This window comes from Nannocystis sp. RBIL2 (assembly GCF_026626745.1).
Lineage (GTDB): Bacteria > Myxococcota_A > Polyangia > Nannocystales > Nannocystaceae > Nannocystis.
Genome location: NZ_JAPNJW010000002.1, coordinates 1,216,295 through 1,239,903, shown reverse-complemented (window position 1 = coordinate 1,239,903; position 23,609 = coordinate 1,216,295). Strand labels below are relative to the sequence as shown.

General features: G+C 71.0%; 20 protein-coding genes. 6 read left to right on the top strand and 14 right to left on the bottom strand.

The window, feature by feature from the left end; genetic code table 11:
• The first annotated feature begins 61 nt into the window (after nucleotides 1-61).
• The 3 genes from OV090_RS30125 (at nucleotide 62) to OV090_RS30115 (ending at nucleotide 2,745) form a co-directional block, all read left to right on the top strand.
• A complete protein-coding gene (locus OV090_RS30125) occupies nucleotides 62-805 on the top strand; it encodes a lytic transglycosylase domain-containing protein (protein ID WP_267708091.1) in 744 nt (247 codons plus the stop codon).
• Between the two features lie 78 nt (nucleotides 806-883).
• Nucleotides 884-1,483, top strand: coding sequence for a CDP-diacylglycerol--glycerol-3-phosphate 3-phosphatidyltransferase (gene pgsA, locus OV090_RS30120; protein ID WP_267708090.1), 600 nt, complete (start codon nucleotides 884-886; stop codon nucleotides 1,481-1,483).
• Nucleotides 1,480-2,745 (top strand): anthranilate synthase component I family protein, encoded by a 1,266-nt coding sequence (locus OV090_RS30115; protein WP_267708089.1) that lies wholly within the window; start codon nucleotides 1,480-1,482, stop codon nucleotides 2,743-2,745. Before pgsA ends, OV090_RS30115 begins: the two co-directional genes overlap by 4 nt.
• A gap of 263 nt (nucleotides 2,746-3,008) precedes the next feature.
• Here OV090_RS30115 and OV090_RS30110 read toward each other — a convergent pair whose 3' ends face one another.
• The 5 genes from OV090_RS30110 to OV090_RS30090 all read right to left on the bottom strand — a co-directional run bounded on the left by OV090_RS30110 (nucleotide 3,009) and on the right by OV090_RS30090 (nucleotide 7,533).
• The gene (locus OV090_RS30110) at nucleotides 3,009-3,593 is read right to left on the bottom strand and encodes a signal peptidase II (RefSeq protein ID WP_267708088.1); all 585 of its coding nucleotides are present in this window, start codon (nucleotides 3,591-3,593) and stop codon (nucleotides 3,009-3,011) included.
• Between the two features lie 498 nt (nucleotides 3,594-4,091).
• Nucleotides 4,092-4,628: a signal peptidase II gene (lspA, locus tag OV090_RS30105; protein WP_267708087.1), complete on the bottom strand. Its 537-nt coding sequence runs from the start codon at nucleotides 4,626-4,628 to the stop codon at nucleotides 4,092-4,094.
• 488 nt (nucleotides 4,629-5,116) lie between these two features.
• Entirely contained in the window at nucleotides 5,117-6,016 is a 900-nt protein-coding gene (locus OV090_RS30100) for a hypothetical protein (RefSeq protein WP_267708086.1), read from the bottom strand.
• 42 nt (nucleotides 6,017-6,058) lie between these two features.
• Nucleotides 6,059-6,940: an NAD-dependent epimerase/dehydratase family protein gene (locus tag OV090_RS30095; protein WP_267708085.1), complete on the bottom strand. Its 882-nt coding sequence runs from the start codon at nucleotides 6,938-6,940 to the stop codon at nucleotides 6,059-6,061.
• An 11-nt stretch (nucleotides 6,941-6,951) separates the two neighbouring features.
• Nucleotides 6,952-7,533 carry a hypothetical protein gene (locus OV090_RS30090; protein ID WP_267708084.1) on the bottom strand — a complete coding sequence of 194 codons (582 nt, stop codon included), beginning with the start codon at nucleotides 7,531-7,533 and terminating at the stop codon, nucleotides 6,952-6,954.
• A 342-nt stretch (nucleotides 7,534-7,875) separates the two neighbouring features.
• On the opposite strand from OV090_RS30090, the gene OV090_RS30085 reads away from it, so the two are divergent.
• Nucleotides 7,876-8,610, top strand: coding sequence for a hypothetical protein (locus tag OV090_RS30085; RefSeq protein WP_267708083.1), 735 nt, complete (start codon nucleotides 7,876-7,878; stop codon nucleotides 8,608-8,610).
• 40 nt (nucleotides 8,611-8,650) lie between these two features.
• Here the strand turns inward: OV090_RS30085 and OV090_RS30080 are convergent, their stop codons facing one another.
• The 7 genes from OV090_RS30080 to OV090_RS30050 all read right to left on the bottom strand — a co-directional run bounded on the left by OV090_RS30080 (nucleotide 8,651) and on the right by OV090_RS30050 (nucleotide 16,995).
• Nucleotides 8,651-9,562: an NAD-dependent epimerase/dehydratase family protein gene (locus OV090_RS30080; RefSeq protein WP_267708082.1), complete on the bottom strand. Its 912-nt coding sequence runs from the start codon at nucleotides 9,560-9,562 to the stop codon at nucleotides 8,651-8,653.
• Entirely contained in the window at nucleotides 9,559-10,479 is a 921-nt protein-coding gene (locus OV090_RS30075; RefSeq protein WP_267708081.1) for a lysophospholipid acyltransferase family protein, read from the bottom strand. Before OV090_RS30075 ends, OV090_RS30080 begins: the two co-directional genes overlap by 4 nt.
• Before the next feature lie 216 nt (nucleotides 10,480-10,695).
• Nucleotides 10,696-11,793 (bottom strand): DUF4215 domain-containing cysteine-rich repeat protein, encoded by a 1,098-nt coding sequence (locus OV090_RS30070; protein WP_267708080.1) that lies wholly within the window; start codon nucleotides 11,791-11,793, stop codon nucleotides 10,696-10,698.
• A gap of 154 nt (nucleotides 11,794-11,947) precedes the next feature.
• The gene (gene sucD / locus OV090_RS30065) at nucleotides 11,948-12,841 is read right to left on the bottom strand and encodes a succinate--CoA ligase subunit alpha (protein ID WP_096333411.1); all 894 of its coding nucleotides are present in this window, start codon (nucleotides 12,839-12,841) and stop codon (nucleotides 11,948-11,950) included.
• Nucleotides 12,838-14,037, bottom strand: coding sequence for an ADP-forming succinate--CoA ligase subunit beta (sucC, locus tag OV090_RS30060; protein WP_267708079.1), 1,200 nt, complete (start codon nucleotides 14,035-14,037; stop codon nucleotides 12,838-12,840). Before sucC ends, sucD begins: the two co-directional genes overlap by 4 nt.
• On the bottom strand, nucleotides 14,037-15,002 hold the full coding sequence (gene mdh, locus OV090_RS30055) for a malate dehydrogenase (protein WP_267708078.1): 966 nt from the start codon (nucleotides 15,000-15,002) through the stop codon (nucleotides 14,037-14,039). Before mdh ends, sucC begins: the two co-directional genes overlap by 1 nt.
• A 178-nt stretch (nucleotides 15,003-15,180) precedes the next feature.
• Nucleotides 15,181-16,995: a M20/M25/M40 family metallo-hydrolase gene (locus OV090_RS30050; protein WP_267708077.1), complete on the bottom strand. Its 1,815-nt coding sequence runs from the start codon at nucleotides 16,993-16,995 to the stop codon at nucleotides 15,181-15,183.
• A 564-nt stretch (nucleotides 16,996-17,559) separates the two neighbouring features.
• Between OV090_RS30050 and OV090_RS30045 the strand changes: the two genes are divergently transcribed.
• Nucleotides 17,560-18,756: a hypothetical protein gene (locus OV090_RS30045; RefSeq protein WP_267708076.1), complete on the top strand. Its 1,197-nt coding sequence runs from the start codon at nucleotides 17,560-17,562 to the stop codon at nucleotides 18,754-18,756.
• Between the two features lie 217 nt (nucleotides 18,757-18,973).
• Here the strand turns inward: OV090_RS30045 and OV090_RS30040 are convergent, their stop codons facing one another.
• Together OV090_RS30040 and OV090_RS30035 are read right to left on the bottom strand one after the other, a co-directional pair.
• A complete protein-coding gene (locus OV090_RS30040; RefSeq protein WP_267708075.1) occupies nucleotides 18,974-20,680 on the bottom strand; it encodes a M3 family oligoendopeptidase in 1,707 nt (568 codons plus the stop codon).
• Between the two features lie 650 nt (nucleotides 20,681-21,330).
• Nucleotides 21,331-21,954, bottom strand: a complete 624-nt coding sequence (locus OV090_RS30035; protein ID WP_267708074.1) for a TetR/AcrR family transcriptional regulator — start codon at nucleotides 21,952-21,954, stop codon at nucleotides 21,331-21,333.
• Nucleotides 21,955-22,046: 92 nt separating this feature from the next.
• On the opposite strand from OV090_RS30035, the gene OV090_RS30030 reads away from it, so the two are divergent.
• Nucleotides 22,047-23,609: an FAD-dependent monooxygenase gene (locus OV090_RS30030; RefSeq protein WP_267708073.1), complete on the top strand. Its 1,563-nt coding sequence runs from the start codon at nucleotides 22,047-22,049 to the stop codon at nucleotides 23,607-23,609.

Genomic DNA, 23,609 nt, shown 5'->3' with positions numbered 1-23,609 from the left:
GGGGCCGGTCGACAAGGGTCCGCGGCGGCGATAGGCTGGGCCCGTGGGAGCGGATCGGCCCATGCCGCTGCGGCGGACCTGGCAGACGCGGCGCGGCTGCGCAGCGGTGTTGGCGGCGATCTCGATCACGCTTCCGGGCCCTGCGGGGGCAGCCGAACCGACCTACCGCCGCTACACGGACGCGCAGGGGGTGGTCCACGTGACGCCCGTGCGCGCTGTCGGCGCGGGACGGCGCGAGGTCGAGGAGATGCCGGGCAGCGGCGGCGAAGGCGGGGCGCCGAAGACTGCGGCGGCCGAGGCGGAACCGTCGGCGCCGCGCCGCGATCCGCAGGTCGAGGTCGCCGAGGCGCTGGCCGACGAACGCTCGCGCCGCTGGGAGACGCACATCCGCGGGGCGGCGCGGCTGTATCAGCTGCCGGAGTCGCTGGTGCGCGCGGTGATTCACACCGAGAGCAACTACTATCCCGGGGCGGTCAGCAGCACGGGGGCGATGGGGCTGATGCAGCTGATGCCGTCGACCGCGCGCTTCCTCGGGGTCCAGCAGGCGTTCGACCCACGCCAGAGCATCTACGGCGGGGCCAAGTTCCTGCGCCTCCTGGCCAACCGGTTCGGCGGCGACATGGTGCTGGTGGCGGCCGGTTACTTCTCGGGCGCCGGCGCGGTGCAGAAGTACGGCGGGGTACCGCCACACCCGGGGGTGCGTGCGTACGTGAAGGCGGTCCTGCGCCGGTTTTATGCGTACGAGCGGCTGCTTCAGGACGGGGCCGGCGGGGCGAGCCCCGCGCGGGCGATCGCCAGTCCGTGAGCCGACGCCGATCTCGCAGGGCCTCGCGTCTTGTCTTGGACGTGGCCCTGGCTTCGCGGTAGGCTCCCGCGGCTTTCTGTGAAGAGGTACGAAGGCTTCCGCCGGGAGATCCTGAATCTCCCCAACATGATCACCATCGGCCGGGTGTTCCTCATCCCGCCGGTGCTCATGCTGATCGACAAGACCGATCCGTGGCGCTGCGTGCTCGCGTCGCTGCTGTTCACGGTCGCGTCGCTGCTCGACCTGATCGACGGCTGGCTGGCCCGCCGCTCCGGCCTGGTGACGGTGTTCGGCAAGTTCGTCGACCCGCTCGCCGACAAGATCATGGTGTCGGCGGTGCTCATCTACTTGGTGATGGACGACCGCGCGCCCGCCTGGCTGGTGGTGCTGTTGTTGACCCGCGAGTTCTACATCAACGGCCTGCGCTCGCTCGCCAGCTCGGAGAACATCATCATCGCCGCCAGCGCCGGCGGTAAGGCGAAGACGGCGTTCCAGCTGACGGGCATCTCGTTCCTGCTGATGCACTACCGCTACCGCCTGCCGGGCATCGAGGAGGCGCTCGACTTCCATCGAGTCGGCCTGGTGCTGCTCGGGCTGTCGGTGTTCGTGTCGATCAAGAGCGCGGTCGACTACACGTTCGGCTTCCGCGAGGCGCTGGCGCAGAAGAACGCCGAGTGAGCCGGGCGCGCCAGATCGCGGCGCTGGCCGCGTCGGAGCCGGGCGGCGCGTTGGCGTGGCTCGACGGCGGAGCGGGCCGCGGGTTCGTGGCGCTCGAGCCCGACCTCGAGGTGGTGGCCGACGATCTGACGGCGTTGCCGACGATCGAGGCGCTCTGGCGGGCGGAGCCGAGGCTGCCGTGGTTCGGCTGGCTGACGTACGAGGTGGGCACTGCGGCGCTGCTCGGCCGCCCGCGGACGGCGGCGAGTTTGCCGGGGCTGGTGCTCCGCCGTTACCGGGCGGCGCTCGAGCTCGGGGCGCGCGAGCAGATCCATGGGGACGCTCGCGCCGGGGCGGAACTGCTGGCGCGGCTGGCGACCGCCACCTGGCTCTGGGGACAGGACTGGCCGCTGGGTCCGGTCGAGGCGCTGGTCGCTGCCGAGGACTACCGGGCGCGCGTGCGCCGGGCGCAGGAATTCATCGCGGCCGGGGAGACGTACCAGATCAACCTGACGCAGCCGTTCGTGGCGCGGTGGCTGCCGGAATGGGCGAGTCGGCCGGTGGCGGCCAGGGCGGCGGCCGTGTATGCCGCGGTGCAGGCGGCGACGCCGGCGAGCATGGGAGGCCTGCTGGCGATCGAGCCCGGCCGGCCGTGCGGACGCTGGGCGATCTCCAATTCGCCGGAGACGCTGCTGGCGATCGAGCTGGGGGCAGGAGAGGACGGGGGCGACCTGGCGCGCTCGTGGCCGATCAAGGGGACGCGCCCGCGAGGGGCCGATCCGGAGGGCGATCGGGCGGCCCAAGAAGAGTTGCAGCAGAGCATCAAAGATCTCGCTGAACACGTGATGATCGTTGATCTTGTGCGCAACGATCTCGGCCGGCTCGCGCGTCCGGGTTCGGTCCGCGCGCCGGCCCGGCCCGAGCTGGTGACGCTGCCGACGGTGCATCACCTGGTGTCGGAGGTCCGCTGCACGCTGCGCCAGGGATGGACGCTGGCGGAGGTGATGGCGGCGGTGTTCCCCGGCGGCAGCGTGACAGGAGCCCCCAAGCGGCGCACGGCCGAGCACATCGAGCGGCTCGAGCAGCGCGCTCGCGGGATCTACTGCGGGGCGATCGTGGCGCTGCTGCCCGACGGTCTGCGCTGCAGCATCCCGATCCGCACCGGGGTGGCGGACGCGGCCGGGCTGTGGCTGCAGAGTGGCGGGGGGATCGTGATCGACTCCGACCCGGAGGCCGAACGCCGCGAGTCCTGGGACAAGGTGCGCGCGTTCGAGCGAGCCTGAGCGGCCGGCTTCAGGGCTGGGCGGACTCCACAGGCGGTGGCGAGTGCTCGGTGAGCCGCGGAGCTTCCGGGGCGAGGAACGGGGGGCTCATCAAATCGCCGCCCGCAGCGCTGCCGCCTGCGGATTGGGCGGCCGACGAGGTTCAGGTGTCGCCTTGCCCGGAGCCGGCGGCGCGACTGCGGCTCCGGTGGGAGGGCCTTGCCCTGGGTTCAAGAGCGACTGGGGGGCGCTTCGCTTCGAGAAGTCGGGGCCCCGACCGCGGCTCAGCTGGCGGGCTTTGCATCGGGCGTATTTTCTTTGATTTCCGGCGGTTGCGCGTGGAACATCAAGTAAGGGATGAGCAGCAGGACGCCGACGACGAGGGCGATGTCGGCGACGTTGAAGTTCGGCCAGCACAGACCGCGAGGGTTCCACGGGGAGCAGACGCGGATGAAGTCGACCACGCCGTGGGTGAGGTTGCCGTGGGGGTCGGAGTCCTGGCGCAGCAGGCGGTCGTGCATGTTGCCGAGGGCGCCGCCGATGATGCAGCCGATGGCGAAGAAGCCGTAGAGGCGGTCGGTCGGCAGCTTGCGGACGAGGGCGGCCATGTAGACCACCGTCACGAGGGTGACGACGATGAACAGGGGACGCGAGAAGTCCTGGCCGCGCAGGAAGCCGAAGGCGGAGCCGGTGTTGAAGCTGTAGGACCAGTGGAACCAGTTGCCGATCGCGGCAATCTGCCGGTTCGGCGGCCGGAGGTTGTCCCAGGCCCAGCTCTTGGTCACGAGATCGAGGATCAGAAACACCGCGGCTGCGGACGCGGTGACGAGGATCGGCCGGAGCCGGTTCGATGCTGGCGTGTCGCTCATGTAGGGCCGAAAAACCTGGCCAGTGTACCCGAGGCACCAGGGCGAGCAAGCGCAGCCACCGCTGCGCCGCGGGCCGCAGAGACGGTCCGAAGGGCTGCCGGGCAGGGTTGCGGGTTCGGTAGCGCGGTTGCCGCGGTGCTCTGGCGGGTTCGACCGGCGGCGGCCCGGGGCGCAGCAGGACGAGGCAGGTCCGGAGCGGGAGCTCGAGGCTGAGGGGAGGTCCGGGGGTGGCCGCGGTGCCCTGGGGCGGGAGCTCGATGGTTCGGGCGAAGGTCCGATGACGGCTGCCTCGGGGCGAGAGCTCATGGCTCAGGCTGAGGCCCGATTGTCGGGCGCCGCCTCGGTGCCCTGAGGGGCAGCTCGAGGGTCCGGGCGAAGGTCCGATGACGGCTGCCTCGCGGCGCGAGAGCTCGCGGCTCAGGCGGAGGTCCGATTGTCGGGGGTGGCCGCAAGAGACTCAGGCAGATGGTTGCCTCGACGCTTGGGGCCGCACGAGGCTCAGGCGGCGGTCCGATTGTCGGCGGCGGCCTCGGTGCGCGGCAGCACGAGCAGGAACAACAGCACGCCCGCGACCAGGACGGCGTCGGCGATGTTGAAGGCCGGCCAGGTCTTGCCGCCCCACAGGTAGACGACGATGAAGTCGACCACGCAGTAGTCGCCGGCGTAGACCCGGACCAGGCGGTCGTGCAGGTTGCCGAGGGCGCCGCCGGCGATCAGGCCGATGGCGATGAAGGCGGCCCGGCTGGTGGTCGGCAAGGTCCGCGCGAGGTGGACGAGGTAGCCGACCGCGGCCAGGGTGATGACGATGAAGAAGTAGCGCGCCCAGTCGACGTCGTTGAGGAAGCCGAAGGCAGAGCCGGGATTGCAGGCGAAGTCGAAGTGCAGCAGCTTGTCGCTGACCTTCCAGGCGGCCTGGTCCCGCAAATTGTTCCAGACCCACGCCTTACTCCAAAGGTCGAGGCCGAGGCTGAGACCGGCGATCACCGCTGCGAGGGCGATCCGCGGTCCGCGTGTGGGTTCGGGTGGGGCGGCCATGGCGGGCGCGGAGCATACCAGGGTCGCGCCCGCCGTGAACCCGTTCGCGAGGCGAGATCCGTGACGTCGACCTCGCACGCACGACGCGCCCCTGAAGCCGCGGCTCCAGGGCCTCGAGGCCGGCGCTCGTCGTCAGCGGCGGTTCGTCGGTTCGCGCCGGCTCGGTGGCGATCCCGGGAGGTACAGGCGATGCTCCGCTGCGCGCGGACCGGCGAGCGCCACAGCGAACGCGTGTTGCCGGAGCGAGGATGCTTCGAACGACGCAGGGAGGCAGTCAGGCCAGGGGCCGTCCAACGAGGCGCACGTGAGCCTCACGGAGCGGATAGCTCGACGCGAAGCCGCTGGCCTGCTGTCGGGTCTGCTGCGCCCTCGATCGTCTCGGGCGCAGTAGGTCAACTCTGCTTCGAACAGCGGTGCGACTCGAAGCAGAGCTTCTAATCTTGATTTACAGGCGCTGGCGCCGCTGAGCCGTCGCGCTTTCGTTTGGCTCAGGCGCGCTGGAGCAGATCGAACAGGGCCGGGCGGCGGCGGCGGGGCCACGTCGAGCGCGGGTGGGCGAGCGCTCGCCGACCGCGAGAGACCCGCTGGTCCATGGCCTGGCGAGTCATGCCGTCGAGGGCGACGGGCCGCTCGGCCTGCAGTTCGGTGAGCTCGCGCCGCTCCTCGCCCAGCAGCGCGGCCAGGGCGTTCTCCAGCAGGACGGCCTCGGGCAGGCGGAGCTCGCGGAGGGCGGCGCGGAGGCGGGCGCGCATGCGCAGCTCCTCGCGGGTGTCCTCGCCGGTGTCGCGCAGCTCCTCGGCGCGCGACTGGGCGTCGCGGGCGAGCGAGACCGAGGCGGACGCGAGCAGGACGGTCAGCGGGCGGACCTCGGGATCGGCGAGCTCGGGGCGGTGGAGGAGCGTCGCGACCTCGGTGTAGGCGATCGCGTCGACGTCGGACTCCTCGCCGCCGACGACCTCGAACTCCTCGCCGCGGAAGGCGGTGACGAACAGGCGCAGGCGGATGGCCTCGAACACCAGCAGCTCGGCCAGGGCAGCCTGGAGGGCGCTGCGCCGGTCGTCCTCGTCGCCGCCGCGGGCGAAGTCGAAGAGCATGTGCTGCAGCGGCGGATTGCCGGCTCCGTTGGCGGCGAGCCGGGCCCACGGCTCCAGCTCTTCCGGTATCTCGAGGAAGAGGGCGTCGCGCAGGCCCTGGTGGAAGCCCTGGAGGGCCGGGAAACGCGGGTCGCGGACCGCGGTCAACAAAGAAAGGCCCTGGCGGCGCGCGCGCAGGGCCTCGTCGGCGAGGACGTCGAGCTCGGACTGGAGCTCCACCACATCAAGAGGGGCGGCGACGCCGCCACCGGCCGGGAGAGGAAGGAGGTGGGTGACGGCGGCGGCGACGTTCATGGCGTGCTCAGGGGTTTAACCACCCGCCCGAGGCACGCAAGATCAGGGGCTCGCCGGGGTGTGAGAGGGATGCCGGAGGGCCACGCGCAGCAGCGTCTTCAGGCGCGCGTTGCCGACCCGCTTGCCGATCGCGGCCGGACCCGCGGGCCGCTCCCATCGGGGGGGCGGCCGTCCGGCGAGGGCGGCGAGGCGAGCGAAGATCTCACGCCGCGGGGTGTGGTCGTCGTCGACGACGTTGATGACGCCGCGCTCGTCCGGCGCGAGGGTCAAGGCGGCGAGGACGGCCTGCACTGCGTCCTCGCAGTGGATGAGGTTGGTCGGCTGCATGCCGTCGCCCGCCAGGACTGCGTCGTCGCCGGCGCCGCGGTAGAGGCGGAACAGCTCGCGACCCGGACCGTAGAGGCCGCCGAGACGGAGGATCGTCCACGGCACCGCATGGCGCGTGCAGGTGTCGCGCACCAGCTCCTCGGCCTCGCGCTGCACGCGGCCCCGCGGCTCTTCGGGCCACTCGAGGCAGTCGTCGTCGAGCCAGCCATCGCGGTCGGGCAGGGCCGAGGTGGATGAGACGTAGACGAGGCGGGTGAGCGGGAGGGTGACTGCGGCCGCGAGCAGCCGACGGGTGCCCTCGACGTAGAGCTCGCGGCGGTCCTGCTGCTGGCCGGGGGCGTAGCAGACGACCAGCGCACGCGCGTCGGCGAGGACCGCGGCGATGTCGGCAGGGGTGAGCGCGGCGACGTCGAGCGGGCGGAGCTCGATGCCCTCCGGGACATGTCCGTTGGGCCATGTCCCGGAGCGCGTGGTCGCAAGGACAGGCGGATCGCCAGCGCCCCCGGTCGCCGCGAGCGCGGCAGCGACGGGGGCGCCGAGGAAGCCGGCGCCGACGACGGCGACCGGGCGAGCGAGGGGAGACGCGCCGCTGGGCACGCGCGGCTCGCTCAGAACGACACGCCGCCGCCGAGCAGGAGGTTCAGGCGGGCGATGAAGAAGGCCGGGCAGGCGCCTGGGGCGGCGCCGCAGCCGTAGCCGTAGCGCGGGCCGAAGCTCATGTCGAACTGCGGGAACTGCAGCCACACGATCCAGCGGTCGTCGAGCATGAGCTTGAGACCGACGCCGAACTGCAGGTTCGCGGCGTGGTTCGTGTAGTGGTAGTAGGCGCCGTTGTAGTAGTTCCAGCGGTCCGACAGCAGCTGGTAGCCCAGCGAGACGTTCGGCGAGATGTAGAGGCCGAGGTCGCGCTTGACCTGGATGTCGTAGGTGAACTTGGGCGCGATGACGAAGCCGAAGCGGCGGTAGCCGAACTCCTCGTTGAGGAGGACGCCCAGCGCCGGGCCGGAGGCGTTGCCGCTGAAGTGGCCGCTGAACTCCTGGGTCAGCTTGAACGAGCCCCAGTAGCCGAAGCCGCCGTAGCGACACGGGAAGCCGGGTGCTCCGCAGCCGGGGCCGTAGTAGCCGGCGTCGTAGTAGTGCGACGAACCGCCGATGCCCCACGAGGGGCCGAGGCCGAACAGGAACTGCATCGGGCGGGTGCCTGGTCGCAGCACTCGAGGAACGGCCGCTTCAGCGTTCGAGGGGGCGACCGTGCTGCCGAGGAGGGCGGCGCCGAGCGCCGCGGTGGCGAGGCCGAAGCGACGTCGGCGACGACCAGTAGTGACAGGCAGGGGACGGTCCGAGGTGGTGGCCTGGGTCATGGGGACTCCTGCGAGCGAGGGAAGGGGCACGCTCCGTAGACCGGGGCGCGCGCGGTGATTCTAACGTGTCTTGCGGCGAGCACGGAAGTTCGGGGTTGCTCGGAGAAACTCCCGGGGGTGAAGGCACCCAAGGCACTGCCGCCGACGCGAGTGTGATCTACGCTGCGGTCGGTGCCAGGTGATCGAGGCGACGAGGCGGCGATTAGCATTCGTGCGCAGACGCGCACCGCTCGCCACCAGCGGCTCGCTGCGGCGATCGAGACGCGTCGGCTCGAGCGCCGCCGGCGAGCGAAGATCCTGGCGATCTGGGCGGTCGTGTCGACGATCGCGGTCGTCGTCACCGCGCTCATCCGTGGGGTGTTTGACCCGCTCGAGCTGGTGTTTTTCGCGAGCACGCTGGGGACGATCGCGTTCGCGTCGTTCTCCGGGGTGCTCGCTCGCCCGCTGCCGATGATGGAGCGGCAAGCGCTGGCGGGCGCAGACGCGGCGCTGGCCCTCGACCACCTGCCGCCTCGCGTGGCCGAGCTGGCCCGAGAGACACGCGCGCTGCGGCTCGCGGTCGAGGCCGCCGACCCGGCCGACGCGGCGATCGACGCCTGGGTGTGGAGCTGGATCCGCAGCGTCCGCGAGCTCGGGCCCGAGGAGCGCGAGCTGATCGCCCACGTCGGGATCTCGACCCATGACGTCGAGGCGGTGCTGCTCGGCGAGGCGCTCGACGCCGGCCCGGCGGACGGCCCCGTGGACAACCCCGCGCTGCCGGCCAGGCGCGCGGCGGGACGGGGTCCGCGGCTGGCACCGGTCGAATTGGCGGTGCTGGTGCGCCGGGTCGAGCTGCTGGCCGAGCACTTCGAGGCGTTCGAGGTGGCGCTGCTGCGCTACCGGCCGGGGACCTACCGCGGGTCCTGAGGGACATGTCTGTCACGACATGTCCACCGCGACATGTCCTTCAGGACTCGCGGAAGCTGACCATGACGGCGTGGGCGTCGTGCTTGTGCTCGAAGTTGGTGGCGCGGCGGAAGGCGGTGGCGTCGACGACGATCGGGTGCTTGATGTGGGCGACGGCGCCGGGCGGCAGGTAGGGCAGGCCGAAGCGGCCGGCGCTGTACTTGAAGAGCGGCTCGGGGATCGGGATCGGCTGGCGGCCGGTGCCGCGGGCCAGCGTCGACAGCGGGACGGGCGGCGGGCCGGCGACGTTGTAGATCCCGTTGAGCTGGTGATCGACGGCGCGCACGATCGCCTCGACGCCGTCCTCGTCGTGCATGAAGTGGTAGAGCGGATCGAAGCCGAGGATCATCGGCACCCGCGGGCCGGCGAGGAAGCTGGCGAGGGTGCCGCGGTGCGTCGGGCCGAGCATGTAGACCATGCGCAGGACGGCGGTCTTGAGCCCGGGCCAGCGCCACAGCGCGGCGGCGGCGAACAGGTCGGCGGCGACGAGGTCGGCCAGCTCGGGGAAGGTCGAGACGGCCAGCGGCGGCTCCTCCTCGGTGCGGTACAGCGGCGCGTCGGGGGCGGCGCCGTAGATCGTGTGGCGGCCGACGAACACGGCCTGCTTGACGCCGAACTCGTGGCAGTACTCGAACACGAGGCGCGTGCCGTGGAGGTTGATGCGCAGCCGCTCCTCGGCGCTGGCGGTGAAGTGAGTGATCGTCGCCATGTGGATGACGACGTCGGGCCGGTGCTGGCGGAACACGTCGGCGGCCGGCCGCTTGCGCACGTCGGTCTGGAACACGTGCACGCCCTCGGGCGCGTCGGGCCAGGGGCGGCGGTCGATGCCGAGGATCTCGTCGCCGCGGGCGCGCAGGCGCAGGGCGACCATGCGCGCGTGGGCGCCGTTGATGCCGGTGATCAGGATCTTCATGGTTCGGAGTCGGGGTCGGTCGGGCCGGAGGTCGAGGCGGGCGCGGCGGAGGACGAGCCGGACGAGCTGTCCTCGGGTTCCTGTGCGAAAGTTCCGTCGGTGCGCTGGCGGTGGAGCGCGCAGCCGCGGAGGACCAGCAGCTCGACGACGCTCTTGACCTGCTCGACGTAGCCCTCGATGACCTCGTCGGGCTCGCGGCCGGTGCCGGGGAAGTGCATCGGCTTGCCGTAGTGGATCTCGCAGCCGAGCGGCAGCGGGAACGGGACGAGGTACGGAGGGACCGGCCAGTAGGGCGCGCCGACGATCTTGGCCAGAGTCTTGGCGTGGTAGATGGTGGGGAGCGCTTCCTCGCCGCCGATGAAGGCGAAGGGGACGATCGGCGCGCCGGTCTGCAGGGCGATCCGCATGAAGCCGGTGCCGAACTGGACCAGGCGGTAGCGATCCTTGAAGAGCTTGCCGGTGCCGCGCGCGCCCTCGGGGAAGATCATCAGCAGGCGGCCGTCCTGCAGCAGCCGCAAGGCGTGCTCGGGCAGGCCGGGGAGCTGACCGACGCGCGAGAACCACTCCGAGACGAAGGGCCAGTTGCCGGCGAACTTCTCGACCATGCCGGTGGCGTGGCGCGGGAGGTCGCGGCCGAAGAACAGCGAGGCGAGCACCATGCCGCCGTCGACCGGCAGGCCGCCCGAGTGGTTGCCGACGAGCATCGCGCCGCCGCGCTCCGGCACGTTGTCGATGCCGAAACACTTCACCCGGAAGTAATTTTTGTAGAAGACCTCGAGCATCGAATAGAAGACGCCGAGGTGCTTCTTGGAGATCCCGAACGGATCCATGCCGTATTGATTGAACGGTAGCTCGAGACGTTCGAGGCGGTCCCGGACGTCGCGGCTGGTGAGAGTCTCGAGGCGGAACGGTCCCATCCGGCTCGAAGAAGTCTCAGGCGGCGCGGGTCCTGAAGCAAGTCGCACGCGAGAAGCCGCGGCGAGCGAGGTTCTGCATGGCTCAGGACGCTGCGGTCCGGACCGCGCGCCGGGGCGGTACCACTGCCGCGGCTGCGGCATTTCGAGCGGCGCTCCCATGCCCTCGCGCGCCCGGGCTCCGGCGCGAGGGCGACGCGAAGCAACCCCGGGGCGAGGCTAGGGCGAGCACTTCAGCGTGGCGCCGATGATGGTCGAGCTGGCGTTGCCGCCGTGCGAGGTCTTGATCTGGGCGACCTGATAATAAACGGTCTTGGCGATGTTGAAGTCGGGGAGCGGACCGAGCGAGATGCGGGGGTCCTTGCCGTCGAGTTCGATGGGGACGCCGATGTTCGAACACGGGAAGCCGCCGGCCTCGAGCGGCATCCCGAGCGTGAAGGCGGTGGCCTTCGCGGCGGGGTCGCCGGTGCGCAGCTTGCAGAACACGTCGGCGTCGGCCTGGTCGCAGCCCGACGCGCCGCCCCACGAGCAGGTGCCGGCGCAGTACAGCTGCGGGACCGACGAGAAGTCGTAGATGCAGTCCTCGGTGCAGCCGACGCCGGCGAACGGATCTTTGTCGTCGCAGTACTCGAAGCCCTTGGGCTGATTGATGTCGACCTTGTCGACGATGCCGTCGCCGCAGTGCGGGCCGAGCTTGCCGCAGCCGGGCGCGCAGCCGTTGTAGCTGTTGTCGTTGAAGCCGTCGTCGCAGGCCTCGACGCCGTCCCAGATCAGTCCGTCGCCGCAGGCGGCGGCGACACAACCATCGAGGCAGGCGTCGTTGTCCTTGGTGTTGCCGTCGTCGCACTCTTCGCCGGGCTGGGCCCAGCCGTCGCCGCACACCGGGAACAGACACTCGGCGGTGCAGTCGTCGGTGCTGTCCTGGTTGCCGTCGTCGCAGTCCTCACCCTCGTGCATGATGCCGTCGCCGCACTCGGGCGGCCGACACTTCGAGGTGCAGCTGTCGAGGTCGTCGGCGTTGCCGTCGTCGCACAGCTCGTCGCCCTCCTGGACGCCATTGCCGCACTCGCCGACGGGCTCGGTGGTGGAGGTGGTGGGCTCGCTGGTGGGACCTTGCGAGGTGACGCCGGTGTCGGTGGGATCGGTGGTCGCGGTGCCGTCGGTGTCGACGGTGGTCGGATGGCCGGTGACGGTCTGGATGCCGGTGTCCTCGTCCTCGGTGGTCGAGCCGGTGGTCGACGTCGGTGACCCGGTGGTCATCATGTTCTGCGTCGGTGTGCAGGCCGCGAGCGCCAGCATCCATCCCAATCTGCGCATATCCGAACGTTAGGCCGGCCACTGCGCGTTTGCAAGCGTGTTTGCCGCGCGCGTCGATGCGAACGTCGATCGAGCGCAACTCCGCGCCGAACAAACACGAAAGGCCCGGATGTCGCCAGGACATCGCGGGCCCGCGCGCGCACGGTGTCGATGCTTACGCGCTGGTCTTGGCCCCGAGCACGCGAGCCATGGTCGAGCCGAGGTCGGAGGGCGTGTCGGCGATCGTCACGCCAGCCTCGCGCAGCGCGGCCAGCTTGGCGTCGGCGGTGCCCTTGCCGCCCGAGATGATGGCGCCCGCGTGGCCCATGCGCTTGCCCGGCGGGGCGGTGACGCCGGCGATGAAGCCGACCACCGGCTTGGTGACGTGCTCGCGAATGAAGGCCGCGCCGTCCTCTTCGGCCGAGCCGCCGATCTCGCCGATCATGATGATGCCCTCGGTCTCCGGGTCGTCCTGGAACAACTTGAGGCAGTCGACGAAGTTGGTGCCGTTGACCGGATCACCGCCGATGCCGATGGCGGTGCTCTGGCCGAGGCCGAGCGTGGTCAGCTGATGCACGGCCTCGTAGGTGAGGGTGCCGGAGCGCGAGACGACGCCGACGCGGCCGGGGGTGTGGATGTAGCCGGGCATGATGCCGATCCGGCACTGCTTCGGCGTGATGATGCCGGGGCAGTTGGGGCCGAGCAGGCGCGAGCCGGGCTTGTCCTGCAGGAACCGCTTGGCCTTGACCATGTCGGCCACCGGGATGCCCTCGGTGATGCAGACGATCAGCGGCACGCCGGCGTCCGCGGCCTCCATGATCGCGTCGGCGGCGAACGGCGGCGGCACGAAGATGACGCTGGCGTTGGCGCCGGTCTTCTCGACGGCGTCGCGCACGGTGTGGAACACCGGGACGCGGCCGTTCAGCACGGTCTCGCCGCCCTTGCCGGGCGTGACGCCGCCGACGACTTGAGTGCCGTAGGCGAGCGACTGCTCGGCGTGGAAGAGGCCGACCTTGCCGGTGATGCCCTGGACGATGAGGCGGGTGTTCTTGTCGACGAGGACGCTCATGGCTGGACAAGCTCCACGATCTTGGTGGCTGCGTCGCGCAGGCTGCTGGCGGTGGTGATCGCAAGGCCGCTCTCGTCGAGCATCTTCTTGCCGAGCTCGACGTTCGTGCCCTCGAGGCGGACGACCAGCGGGACCTTGAGGCCGACTTCTTTGACGGCCGCGATCACGCCGGTGGCGATCGTGTCGCACTTCATGATGCCGCCGAAGATGTTGACGAGGATGCCGCGCACGTTCGGATCGCGGGTGATGATCTTGAACGCCGCGGTGACGCGCTCGGCCGTGGCGCCGCCGCCGACGTCGAGGAAGTTGGCCGGCTTGGCGCCGACGTACTGGATGATGTCCATGGTCGCCATCGCCAGGCCGGCGCCGTTGACCATGCAGCCGATGTTGCCGTCGAGCTTGACGTAGCTGAGGTCCCAGCTCTTGGCCTCGAGCTCGCTCGGGTCCTCCTCGTTGGGGTCCCGCAGCTCCTCGAGCTCCTTGTGGCGGAAGGTCGCGTTGTCGTCGAACGAGACCTTGCTGTCGAGCGCGAGCACCTGGTCGTCGCCGGTGACGACGAGCGGGTTGACCTCGAGCAGGGCGCAATCGAGGCGGTCGTAGGCGGCCGCGAGCGCGAGCAGGAACTTGACGAAGCGCGGGGCGACCGGGTCGACGAGGCCGAGCGCGTAGGCCAGCTTGCGCGCCTGGAACGCCTGCAGGCCGACGGCCGGGTCGATGGACTCCTTGAGGATCTTCTCCGGCGAGTGCGCGGCGACCTCCTCGATGTCCATGCCGCCCTCGGTCGAGGCCATGACGGTGTTGCGACCGGTGGCGCGATCGAGGGTGAGGGCGATGTAGAGCTCGCGGGCGATGTTCATGCCCTGCTCGACGAGGACGCGCTGGACCTTCTTGCCCTCGGGACCGGTCTGGATGGTCACGAGGGTGTTGCCCAGCATCTTCTCGGCGATCTGCGCCGCGTCCTCGGCCGACTTGACGACCTTGACGCCGCCGACCTCGGGCTGCTCGACGAAGCGGCCCTTGCCGCGCCCGCCGGCGTGGATCTGCGACTTGACGACGACGACCGGGTTGCCGGTGCGCTGGATCAGGTCGGCCGCGACGAGCTTGACCTCGCCGGGGGTGAACGCGACGCCGCCCTGCGGCACCGGCACGCCGAGGCCGCGCAGGAGCTCCTTGCCTTGGTACTCGTGGATCTTCATCAGGTCGCCTGGCCTTTCCCGTAGGGCAGGAGGGCCACCAGCTCGCGCACGGCGTTGGCCGAGACCTCGAGCATGCCCTTCTCCTTGTCGCCGAGCTTCATCTCGATGACCTTCTCGACGCCGCCCTTGCCGAGCACGCACGGGACGCCGATGAAGAGGTCGCTGTAGCCGTACTCGCCACCCAGCAGCGCGGCGCACGGGAGCACGCGCTTGCGGTCGCGGACGATCGACTCGACCATCGCCACCGAGGCCGCCGCCGGCGCGTAGTAGCCGGAGTAGCCGAGCAGGCCGACGATCTCGCCGCCGCCGCCGCGGGTGCGCTGGATGATGGCGTCGATCTTGTCCTGCGGCAGCAGCTCGGTCAGCGGGATGCCGGCCACCGAGGTGTGGCTCGGCAGCGGGACCATGGTGTCGCCGTGGCCGCCGAGGACCATGCCGTGGATGTCGTCGACGCTGACGTTCAGCGCCTCGGAGATGAAGTACTTGTAGCGCGCCGTGTCGAGCACGCCGGCCATGCCGATCACGCGCTCCTTGGGGAAGCCCGACTCGGCGTACATGACGTGGCACATGGCGTCGAGCGGGTTCGAGACGCAGATCAGCACCGCGTTCGGCGAGCGGCTGGCGATCTCGCGGGTCACGCCGCCGACGATCTTGCGGTTGATCTCGACGAGCTCGTCGCGGCTGGTGAACTTGCCGGTGACCGGGTCCTTCTTGCGCGGCACGCCGGCGGTGATCACGACGACATCGCTGTCGGCCGTCTCGTCGTAGCCGTTGGTGCCGACGATCTTGAGGTCGAAGCCCATGACGGGCGCGGCCTCGGCGAGGTCGAGGGCCTTGCCCTGCGGTACGCCCTGGGCGATGTCGACGAGGACGATGTCGCCGAGGTGCTTCTGGGCGGCCCAGTGCGCGGCCGTCGCCCCGACGTTGCCGGCTCCCACGATCGTGATCTTGTTGCGACGTGACATGTGCGAGATCTTTCCCCCTAGGAGGTCCGCGCTGCATATACCAGCCGCGGAGGCATCGGAGCAACGGCGGCGGAGCGGCCGATGAACGCTGATCTCGCGCTCCTCCGCGAATCTCCGCCAAAAGTGCGGGATCGCGCCGGTTCCGGACGGACGACCGACGCCGAATCGGACCCGCCGACTACCGACGCGTGGGAGCCGCCGGCGTGATGGTCAGCTCGACCTTCGCCCCCTCGCGATCGACGACCACCGGGACGGCGACGCCCGGCTGCAGCTCGCCGAAGCAGGCCATGTAGTCGTCGATGTTGTGGATCTCGCGCTTGCCGATCTTGACGATGATGTCGCCGGCCTTGAGCCCGGCGGCCTCGGCGGGGCTCTGCGGGCGGACGCCCGTCAGCTTCATGCCGTCGACGTTGGCGGCGTAGTCGGGGACGGTGCCGAGCGAGACGCGGAAGCCGCCGCCGCGCGGGGCCGCGGTCGCGATCTTCTTGAAGTCGAGGACAGGCTGCTCGCGCTGCATCAAGGCGACCAGGCGGACGCTGAGGTCGGCGATCGCGACGGCGCCGTCGAGGTTGATCTTGTCGAAGTCGTCGGTCGGCCGGTGGTAGTCGTCGTGGGCGCCGCTGAAGAAGTGGAGGACCGGGATGTCGACGGCGTAGTAGCTGGCCTGGTCGGAGGCGCCGAAGCCGTCCTCGCTCGGCTTGATGACGAGGGTCCGCGCGGCGTCCCGCGGGTCGACCTTGGCGCGGTCGAGCAGGCCCGGCCAGGCGCTGCTGGTGCCGGTGCCGACGACGACGACGGTGTTGTCGCGCACGCGCCCGACCATGTCGAAGTTGAGCATGGCGACGATGTCCTTGCGCGCCTCGGGCGAGAGCGATTCGACGACGCGCTTGCTGCCCAGGAGGCCCATCTCCTCGGCGGCGAAGGCGACGAACTGGAGGTCGAAGGGCCGCGCCTCGGGCGGCAACTCGGCGAGCGCCGCGGCGACGCCGAGCAGAGCCGCGACGCCGGAGGCGTTGTCGTCGGCGCCGTTGTGGATGGCGTCGACGCCGGGCGCGAGCGAGGAGCTGCTGCCGCGGCCGAGGTGGTCCATGTGCGCGCCGAGGACGATTCGCTTCGTACCTGTCCCTTTGAGCAGGCCGGCGACGTTGGCGGTGGTGGCGGTGACGCGCTGGACGGGGCTGTGCAGCGAGCCCTTGGCGACGGCGCCGGGCTTGAGGCCGCCGTGCGGGTTGTCGGCGGTGACGGGGCCCTTCTTGCCGAAGGCCTTGAGGAGGTCGGGGGTGCCGGCGGCGGACACGGCGAGCGCGGGCAGCTGGAGGTCGTTGGCCTCGCCGTGGTTGGGGTACGGGACGGTGGCGTCGGGCTCCCACAGGATGAAGCCGACGGCGCCGCGATCGCGGGCGGCGATGACCTTCGACTGCACGCGGGTCTTGGCCGGGTCGAGGTGAGGATCGGCCGGGGCGCCGCTGCGCGCGACGACGATGGCGCCCTTCACCTTGTCGAGCAGCTTGGCGTAGTCGCCGCTGTCGGGGGTGTCGCCGGGGATGCCGTGGCCGACGTAGACGATCTTGGCGCTGACGGGGGCGGACGAGGCGGCGGCGAAGGGGACGAGGGTGTGCACGACCGGCTTGCCGCCCAGCTGGAGGACGCTCTGCTCGCCGGAGCGGAGGGCGACGCCGTCGGTGAACTCGAAGCTCTGACGGAAGCTGTCCCCAAAGCCAGGTTGGAGTCCGAGCTGGCGGAAGGCCTGCTCGATGTGCTCCTCGACCCGCTGGTCGGCGGCGGTGCCGGGCGGGCGGCCCTCCTGGGCGTCGTCGGCGAGGAAGGCGAGGTGCCCGCGCAGGCGCCCCGGCTCGACCGGCGGCGGGTCCTGCGAGGCGGAGCGCGGGGCGTCGTTCGCGGTGGGCTGGCTCGTCGGGGCCTGCGTGGACTGCTCGGGCCGGCAGGCGAGCAAGGAGGCGAGGAGGAGCCAGGAGGCGCGGGACGACGACATGGGGCGAAGGATGCGCGAGCGCGGGCGAGCGGCGCAAGAGGTGGGGACCGGGGCCGGCGGCGCCCACGAGCTGTCCTCGGAGACATGACCCTCCGGACTCGCGACGGGCGCGGCGCCGGCTGGGTCGGACGCGGCGGTCGTGATGGGACTTACGCGCGCACGAACGATCTTCGAGAGGATTAGGGATTTTCGTGAGGATCGGGAGGTGCGGGAATTGCTTGCGGAAGCGGCAGATGCGGCGTCGCTCCGGGCTGCGATTCACGGTGACGAGTCTCCGCGCGGAGAGGGTCGCCGGGAGTTCGCTGCCGAGGAGGCAGGCGCGCACGACGGCGGGCTCCGCGAGGCCGAGGCTGACCGAAGAGGCAGGTTCAGGTCGGATCGGCCCGAAGATGCTCCGGGGCGACGCGCGGGCCCGCTCGTGGGCAGCCGACAGGACCGGTCTGGGGCCGGCCGGCGCTGCACCGTCATGGGGCGACGAACCAGGAATTGCGGACGGCCTCGGCGGCCGCGAGCGAGGAGAAAAGTATGCTTAGAACATGGTATATTGGACATGTCCTTGGATTCATGGCTGTTGTGACAGGTTGCGATCCGAAGGACCCGGGGGTCACGGGCGGGACGCTCAGCGCGGGGACGACCACGGGCGGGAGCGACAGCGACGGGACGTCGGGGGGCGGCGGGACTGACAGCGAGGGGACGACCGGCGTGCCGGAGACGACCGGCGGACCGGACGAGACGACCGACGATCCGGGCGACGCGACGACCGAGACGACATCGGGAGGGCACGACACCGACTCGGGGTCGACGCCGGAGGACTTCGCGTGCGAGGGCGGCGCGTGGCTGTTCGTCAATCCGGAGACCAGCGGCGCGGGCAAGGTGTCGCTCGCGGCCGACGGGCGGGCGCGGGTGTTCAGCGACGGTCTGACGCGCGAGTTCGACGCGGCAGGGACGCTGGTGGCGACATTGCCGATCCCGTCGGGTGCGATCTACTGGGACATCGACGCGGCGGGCAACGGCTACGCGATGTTCCGCGACGAGGGCGGCGTGTCGCCGCGGAAGTGGCTGCGCAAGTTCGACCCGGCGGGGACGATGCTGTGGGAGAGCGACCTGGGACCGAGCGATCAGGGCTTCTGGTCGGGCTACGGCGTAGCGATCGCGGCCGACGGGACGACGGTGTACAGCGACCGCGCTGCCGTCGGCGACGGGACGCGGATGGTCAAGCACGCGGCCGACGGGACGCTGCTGTGGGACCTCGAGGTCGCGGACCAACTCGAGGTGGCGGCGATCGGGTCGGCGGGCACGATGGTGGCGTTGGTGTGGAACGAGGGCGTCCGGCTGCTCGACCCGTCCGGCGAGGAGCTGTGGACGCGCCCGTGGGAGCTCTCGGTGCTCAGCACGGCGGCGATCGACGGCGCGGGCGCGGTGGTGGTCGGGGCTCAGATCGGGTCGTCGGGAGTGAGGATCGAGAAGTTCGCGGCCGACGGGACGCCGCTGTGGGACACGCATGTCGAGGACATGTGGAGCTTCGGCGACCTCGCGGTCAACGCGAGCGGCGAGATCGCGGTCGGCGGCCACCACAACAACGACACGCCGTTCCGCGGGATGGTGGCGCGGCTCGACCCGTCCGGCGCGACGCTGGCGGCGCACCGCTGCGACAGCGGGTCATGGGAGGTCGACGTGGCGATCGACGACGCGGGGACGATCTTCGCGTCCGGCGCGGTCGACTTCGAGACCTATCACATGTACGTGACGGCGTACGAGTGAGCCACAGGTCGAGGAGCTCGCGGCAGGCCGGCCGGCTGCCGCGAGCTGGCTCGAAGGACAGGTCGCGTGGGGCCGTCAGCGGCATGGCTGACGCCGCAGCGAAATGCCCTTCGGGACATCTGACATCGCAGGGCTGACGCCGCAGCGAAATGCCCTTCGGGACATCTGACATCGCAGGGCCGACGCCGCAGCGAGATGTCCTGAGGGACAGATATCGTCACAGGTCGAGGAGCTCGCGGCAGGCGGCGGCGGCCCGGCGCACGGTGCTGCGATCTGTCCCGAAGTTCAGACCGGCGGCGGCGAACAGGTCGGGCAGGCGGGCGCGGGCGCCGAGGGCGAGGGCGCGGCGGAGGTCGGCGACGGCGGCGGCGGGCTCGGCGAGGGCGCGGCGGTGGAGTTGCACTGCGCCGAGGCCGGCGATCGCGTACTCGATGTAGTAGAAGGGCAGCTCGAACACGTGCAGGCGACGCCCCCACAGGGCGGCGCGGTCGGCCTCGAGGCCGCTCCAGTCGACGCCGGGGCACAGCCGCCCGTGCTGCGCGAGCCAGGCGGCGTCGCGAGCCACACGGTCGCTGGCCTCGTCGGGGCGGGTGTAGACCCAGTGCTGGAAGGCGTCGATGGCGGCGGCGTGCGGGAGGAACAGGACGAGCTGCTCGAGCTGGTGGCGCGCCGCGCGGGTGCAGGTGTCGGCGTCGTAGAAGGCGCCCAGGTGAGCGGCGGCGAGCAGCTCCATGCCCATGCCGGCGACCTCGCAGAATTCGATCGGGGGTTGGCGGTTCCAGATCAGCGCATCGCCGGCGCAGGCGAGGGCGTGGAAGGCGTGGCCGGACTCGTGCAAGACGGTGAGCACGTCCTCGTGGCGGCCGACGGCGCCGGCGAACACGAAGGGGAGGCCGCTGGCGTGGAGGTGGACCTGGAAGGCGCCGGCGGCCTTGCCTGGCCTCGACATCAGGTCCAAAAGGCCATGTTCGGCGAGGCGCGAGAACTGGCGGGCGAACTCGGGGTCGACGGCCTCGAAGGCGCGGGCGCAGCCGGCGATCAGCGCCTCCTCGCGGGTGAACGGGACGAGCGGGCCGCCGGGCAGGGCCCCGAGGTCCCACGGGCGCAGGACGTCGAGGCCGAGGGCGGCGGCGCGGCGACGGAGGACGAGGCCGGCGAGGGGGACGAACTCGGCGGCGATGGCCTCGTGCAGCGCGAGGCAGTCTGCGGGGCCGTAGGCGAGGCGGTCGAGGCGGCGGAAGCGATAGGCGCGGTACTCGGGCAGCTCGGCGGCGGCGGCCTGGGCCCTGCGGTTGTCGAGGAGGCGGTCGAACAGGTGGTCGAGCTCGGGCTTCACTGCGCGGAACTCGGCCGCGACGGTGCGCCAGGCGGCCTCGCGCCGCGAACGGTCAGGGTCGTCCTCGCTGCGCTCGACGTGGGCCAGCGGAGTGTCGGCGCCGTCCCAGGGGAACCGCATGCCGGCCCGCAGCTGGCCGTAGGCAGCGCACAGGTGCTGCTCGGCGGCCTCGAGCGGGACGAGGGCGGGGCGGTGGAGGTCGGCCTGGTTGCGCAGCACCGCGAGGGCGCAGGCGTGGCCGGGCGGGAGGCGAGCTGCCGCCGGGTGCTCGACGAGCCGCCGCGTGAGGCCGTGGCGCAGCGGTTTGCAGGCGGGGCCGAGGACGTCGACGTGGACGAGCCAGGCGCGCGCAGCCTCGGGCTCGTCGGCGCTGCAGCTGGTGGCGATCTGTCGCCGCGCCTGGGCCTCGGCGAGGTGGCTCTCGAGCTCGGACCAGTCGCGTAGCCATTGCTCGAGGATCCATGGATCGTCGGCCGGCAACGGTCGCGCGCCGAGCTCGCCGTAGCAGGCCTCGAGATCGGCGAGCCGATCGAGGCGCACGCGCGCGGGCAAGTAGCGCCGCGGCGGCGGCGGGAGCGAGCCGAACACGTGCGCCAGAGTAGCACCGCGGCGCGCGGGCGCAGGAGGCCGAACCAGCTGCTGAGGGGCAGGAGCAGGAACAAGGCGACGTCCGGCGGGTGCGTACGTGAGACTGTGAGAAGGGCAGGACGTCGTCAGGCAGGCTCAGGCGTGCGGCGGACATCTCGGGGGCGCGCGCGGGAGGCTGGTCGAAAGGACAGGAGCTCGACGTGCAGGCTCCGAGTTCCGCGTGAGATGACGCCTGCAGCACGCGCGTGATGGTCGAAAGGACAGGTGTGCTTCGGGCAGAGTCCGAGTGCCCAGTGAGGTGACGTCCGAGGAGCGCGCGTGAGGCTGGTCGAGAGGACAGGAGGGTGCCGGGCAGAGTCCGAGTTCCGAGTGAGGTGACGTCCGAGGATCGCGCGTGAGGCTGGTCGAGAGGACAGAAGGGTGCCGGGCAGAGTCCGAGCTCCGAGTGAGATAGCGATGCGACCGGTACCTCGGCGGTCTCGAGAGCTCGTGAGGCTGGTCGAAAGGACAGGCGCTGTGTCGGCAGACTCCGGGTTCCGCGAGATGACGTCGCTAGAACGCGCGAGAGGCTGTTCGAAAGGACAGGACCTCAGGAACAGGTGAGGCGACGTCCTGAGGGCGCGCGTCTGAGGCTGGCCCGAGAGGACAGGTCAGTCGGGGCGCAGGCCGCGGGACATCGCGCCGATGGTGAGCTCGATCTCGCGGTCGTCGTCCCACGGGTAGTCGGGCAGGATGGCCAGGCGCGTGATGATGTAGCCGCCCAGGGCGCTCATGAGGAGCCGCAGGACGGTCTCCGGGGGGTCGTTCCGGATCTGTCCGCGCGCCTGGTACTTGCGGATGACTGCCAGCAGCTCGGGGATGACGTGGCGGCCGATGTGGCGGAACACCATCGTCCGCAGCTCCGGGCTGAGCGGGACTTCTTGTAAGAAGATCCGCAGCGCCGGCACGTGCTCGCGCGCGACCGCGAGGCGGTTGCGCGCGAACTCCCGCAGGAATTCGGCGAAGTCCGGGTAGTCGGTGTCGATCAGCCGGTGCAGGTCGCGGAAGGCGATGGGCGCGAGCACCCGCTCGACGAACGGCTCGAGGATGTGGTCGAGCAGCAGCTGCTTGGTCTTGAAGTGGCGGAAGATCGTGCCCTCGGCGACGCCCGCCCGCCTAGCGATCTCGCTGGTCGCGGCGCCTCGAAAGCCGCGCTCCGCGATCACTTCGATCGCGGCGCGGACGATGCGCTCGACGCCGCGCACCGGCCCTGGATCGTCTTCGCGCGTGGCCATGACCCCGAGAGCTTGGCCTGAGTGAGCACTCACTTGCAACCGTCCTGGAGCCGTGGCACGGTGAGTGAGCACTCACTTGCAGGAGCGGAGCGATGGCGTCGATAGATGTGCTGGTGGCAGGAGCGGGGCCCACGGGCTTGACGATGGCGTGCGAGCTGCGGCGGTTCGGGCTGACGGTGCGGGTGGTCGATCCCGCGCCGCGCACGACCGAGCACTCCAAGGCGCTGGTCGTCCACGCGCGCACGCGCGAGGTGTTCGAGGCGATGGGGCTGCGCGCGGCGGTCGAGGCCGAGGCCGAGGCGCTGATGGCGGTGCAGCTGTACTTCGAGACGCAGCTGCTGGGGACGCTGGACGTCGCGCGGTTCGGGCCCGACGTGCCGCGGCCGGTGTTCCTCGATCAGAGCGCGACGGAGCGGATCCTGGCCGAGCACCTGGGGCACCTCGGCGGCGCGGTCGATCGCGGGCTGCGGCTGCTGTCGTTCCGCGACGAGGGCTCGCAGGTGGTGGCGACGATCGGTGGCGACGAGGGTCGCACCGAGTCGGTGACTGCGCGCTGGCTGGTCGGCTGCGATGGTTCCCACAGCGCGGTGCGTCACGGCCTGGGTCTGCCGTTCGAAGGTTCTGCCTATGAGGACATGTTCGATCAGGCAGATCTGAAGATCCGCTGGGACCGCCCGCCAGGGCTCGGCTGCGGGTTTCTGCGGCCCGCGGGGCTGGTGGTGTTCGCTCCGTTGCCGCGCGGTCGCTATCGCATCATCGCCATGGGCGGCGACGGTCACGGGCCCGAGCCGACGCTCGAGATGTTCCAGAAGCTGGCCGACGAGCTGGTACCCGGAGCGGTGCTGTACGACCCGGAGTGGATCCTGCGGTTCCGCCTGCACCACCGCATGGTGCCGAAGATGGGCGTGGGCTCGGTGTTCCTCGCCGGCGACGCGGCGCACATCCACAGCCCCGCCGGCGGCCAGGGGATGAACACGGGGATCCAGGACGCCTTCAACCTGGCGTGGAAGCTGGCGATGGTGGCCCGTGGCGCGGCTCGCCCCGAGCTGCTGGCGACGTACGACGCGGAGCGATTGCCGGTGGCGAGAAGGACGCTCGAGATGACGGACCGCCTGTTCCGCGGCGCGACGAGCCGACGGACGATGATGCTGCGCAAGCTGATCGTCAGGGCGGGGCTGCGATCACGCGCGCTGCAGCAACGGATGGCGCGGCGCATGTCGCAGACGGGCGTGTCGTATCGCGAGTCGCCGGCGGTGATCGACGCTCGCAGCTGGCCGCGGCGCTCGCCGAAGGCCGGTGATCGAGCGCCGGCGGCGATGCTGCGCGCGGGCGATGCGACGGTGTCACTTCACGCGCTGGTGGCGAGCGAGGCGAAGATGACGCTCTTGCTCATGCACGGATCGTCGCGCTCGCAGGCGCTGGCGATCGCGGGTCGGGAGCTGGCGGAGAAGTGGGGCCGATCGCTGGTAGTTCGCGACCTGGTCCTGGGTACAGGCGACGCGGAGACTCTCGGCGATCCTTCGGGCGCAGTGGTCCGCGGGTGGAGAGTGCGCGCGCCTGAGCTCGTGCTGCTCAGGCCCGACGGCCACATCGCAGTGCGAGCGCCGCTGGCTCGCATCGAGGTGCTGCGGGCCTACGCAGCGCGCTGGTTCTAG

Bases quoted from the DNA above. Each gene is read 5' to 3' on its own strand.
- OV090_RS30075 (WP_267708081.1), bottom strand. From the start codon at position 10,479: ATGGGACCGTTCCGCCTCGAGACTCTCACCAGCCGCGACGTCCGGGAC.
- OV090_RS30080 (WP_267708082.1), bottom strand. From the start codon at position 9,562: ATGAAGATCCTGATCACCGGCATCAACGGCGCCCACGCGCGCATGGTC.
- sucD (WP_096333411.1), bottom strand. From the start codon at position 12,841: ATGAGCGTCCTCGTCGACAAGAACACCCGCCTCATCGTCCAGGGCATC.
- lspA (WP_267708087.1), bottom strand. From the start codon at position 4,628: ATGGCCGCCCCACCCGAACCCACACGCGGACCGCGGATCGCCCTCGCA.
- OV090_RS30030 (WP_267708073.1), top strand. From the start codon at position 22,047: ATGGCGTCGATAGATGTGCTGGTGGCAGGAGCGGGGCCCACGGGCTTG.
- mdh (WP_267708078.1), bottom strand. From the start codon at position 15,002: ATGTCACGTCGCAACAAGATCACGATCGTGGGAGCCGGCAACGTCGGG.
- OV090_RS30125 (WP_267708091.1), top strand. From the start codon at position 62: ATGCCGCTGCGGCGGACCTGGCAGACGCGGCGCGGCTGCGCAGCGGTG.
- OV090_RS30090 (WP_267708084.1), bottom strand. From the start codon at position 7,533: ATGCAGTTCCTGTTCGGCCTCGGCCCCTCGTGGGGCATCGGCGGTTCG.
- OV090_RS30110 (WP_267708088.1), bottom strand. From the start codon at position 3,593: ATGAGCGACACGCCAGCATCGAACCGGCTCCGGCCGATCCTCGTCACC.
- OV090_RS30070 (WP_267708080.1), bottom strand. From the start codon at position 11,793: ATGCGCAGATTGGGATGGATGCTGGCGCTCGCGGCCTGCACACCGACG.
- OV090_RS30035 (WP_267708074.1), bottom strand. From the start codon at position 21,954: ATGGCCACGCGCGAAGACGATCCAGGGCCGGTGCGCGGCGTCGAGCGC.
- OV090_RS30050 (WP_267708077.1), bottom strand. From the start codon at position 16,995: ATGTCGTCGTCCCGCGCCTCCTGGCTCCTCCTCGCCTCCTTGCTCGCC.
- OV090_RS30100 (WP_267708086.1), bottom strand. From the start codon at position 6,016: ATGAACGTCGCCGCCGCCGTCACCCACCTCCTTCCTCTCCCGGCCGGT.
- sucC (WP_267708079.1), bottom strand. From the start codon at position 14,037: ATGAAGATCCACGAGTACCAAGGCAAGGAGCTCCTGCGCGGCCTCGGC.
- OV090_RS30045 (WP_267708076.1), top strand. From the start codon at position 17,560: ATGGCTGTTGTGACAGGTTGCGATCCGAAGGACCCGGGGGTCACGGGC.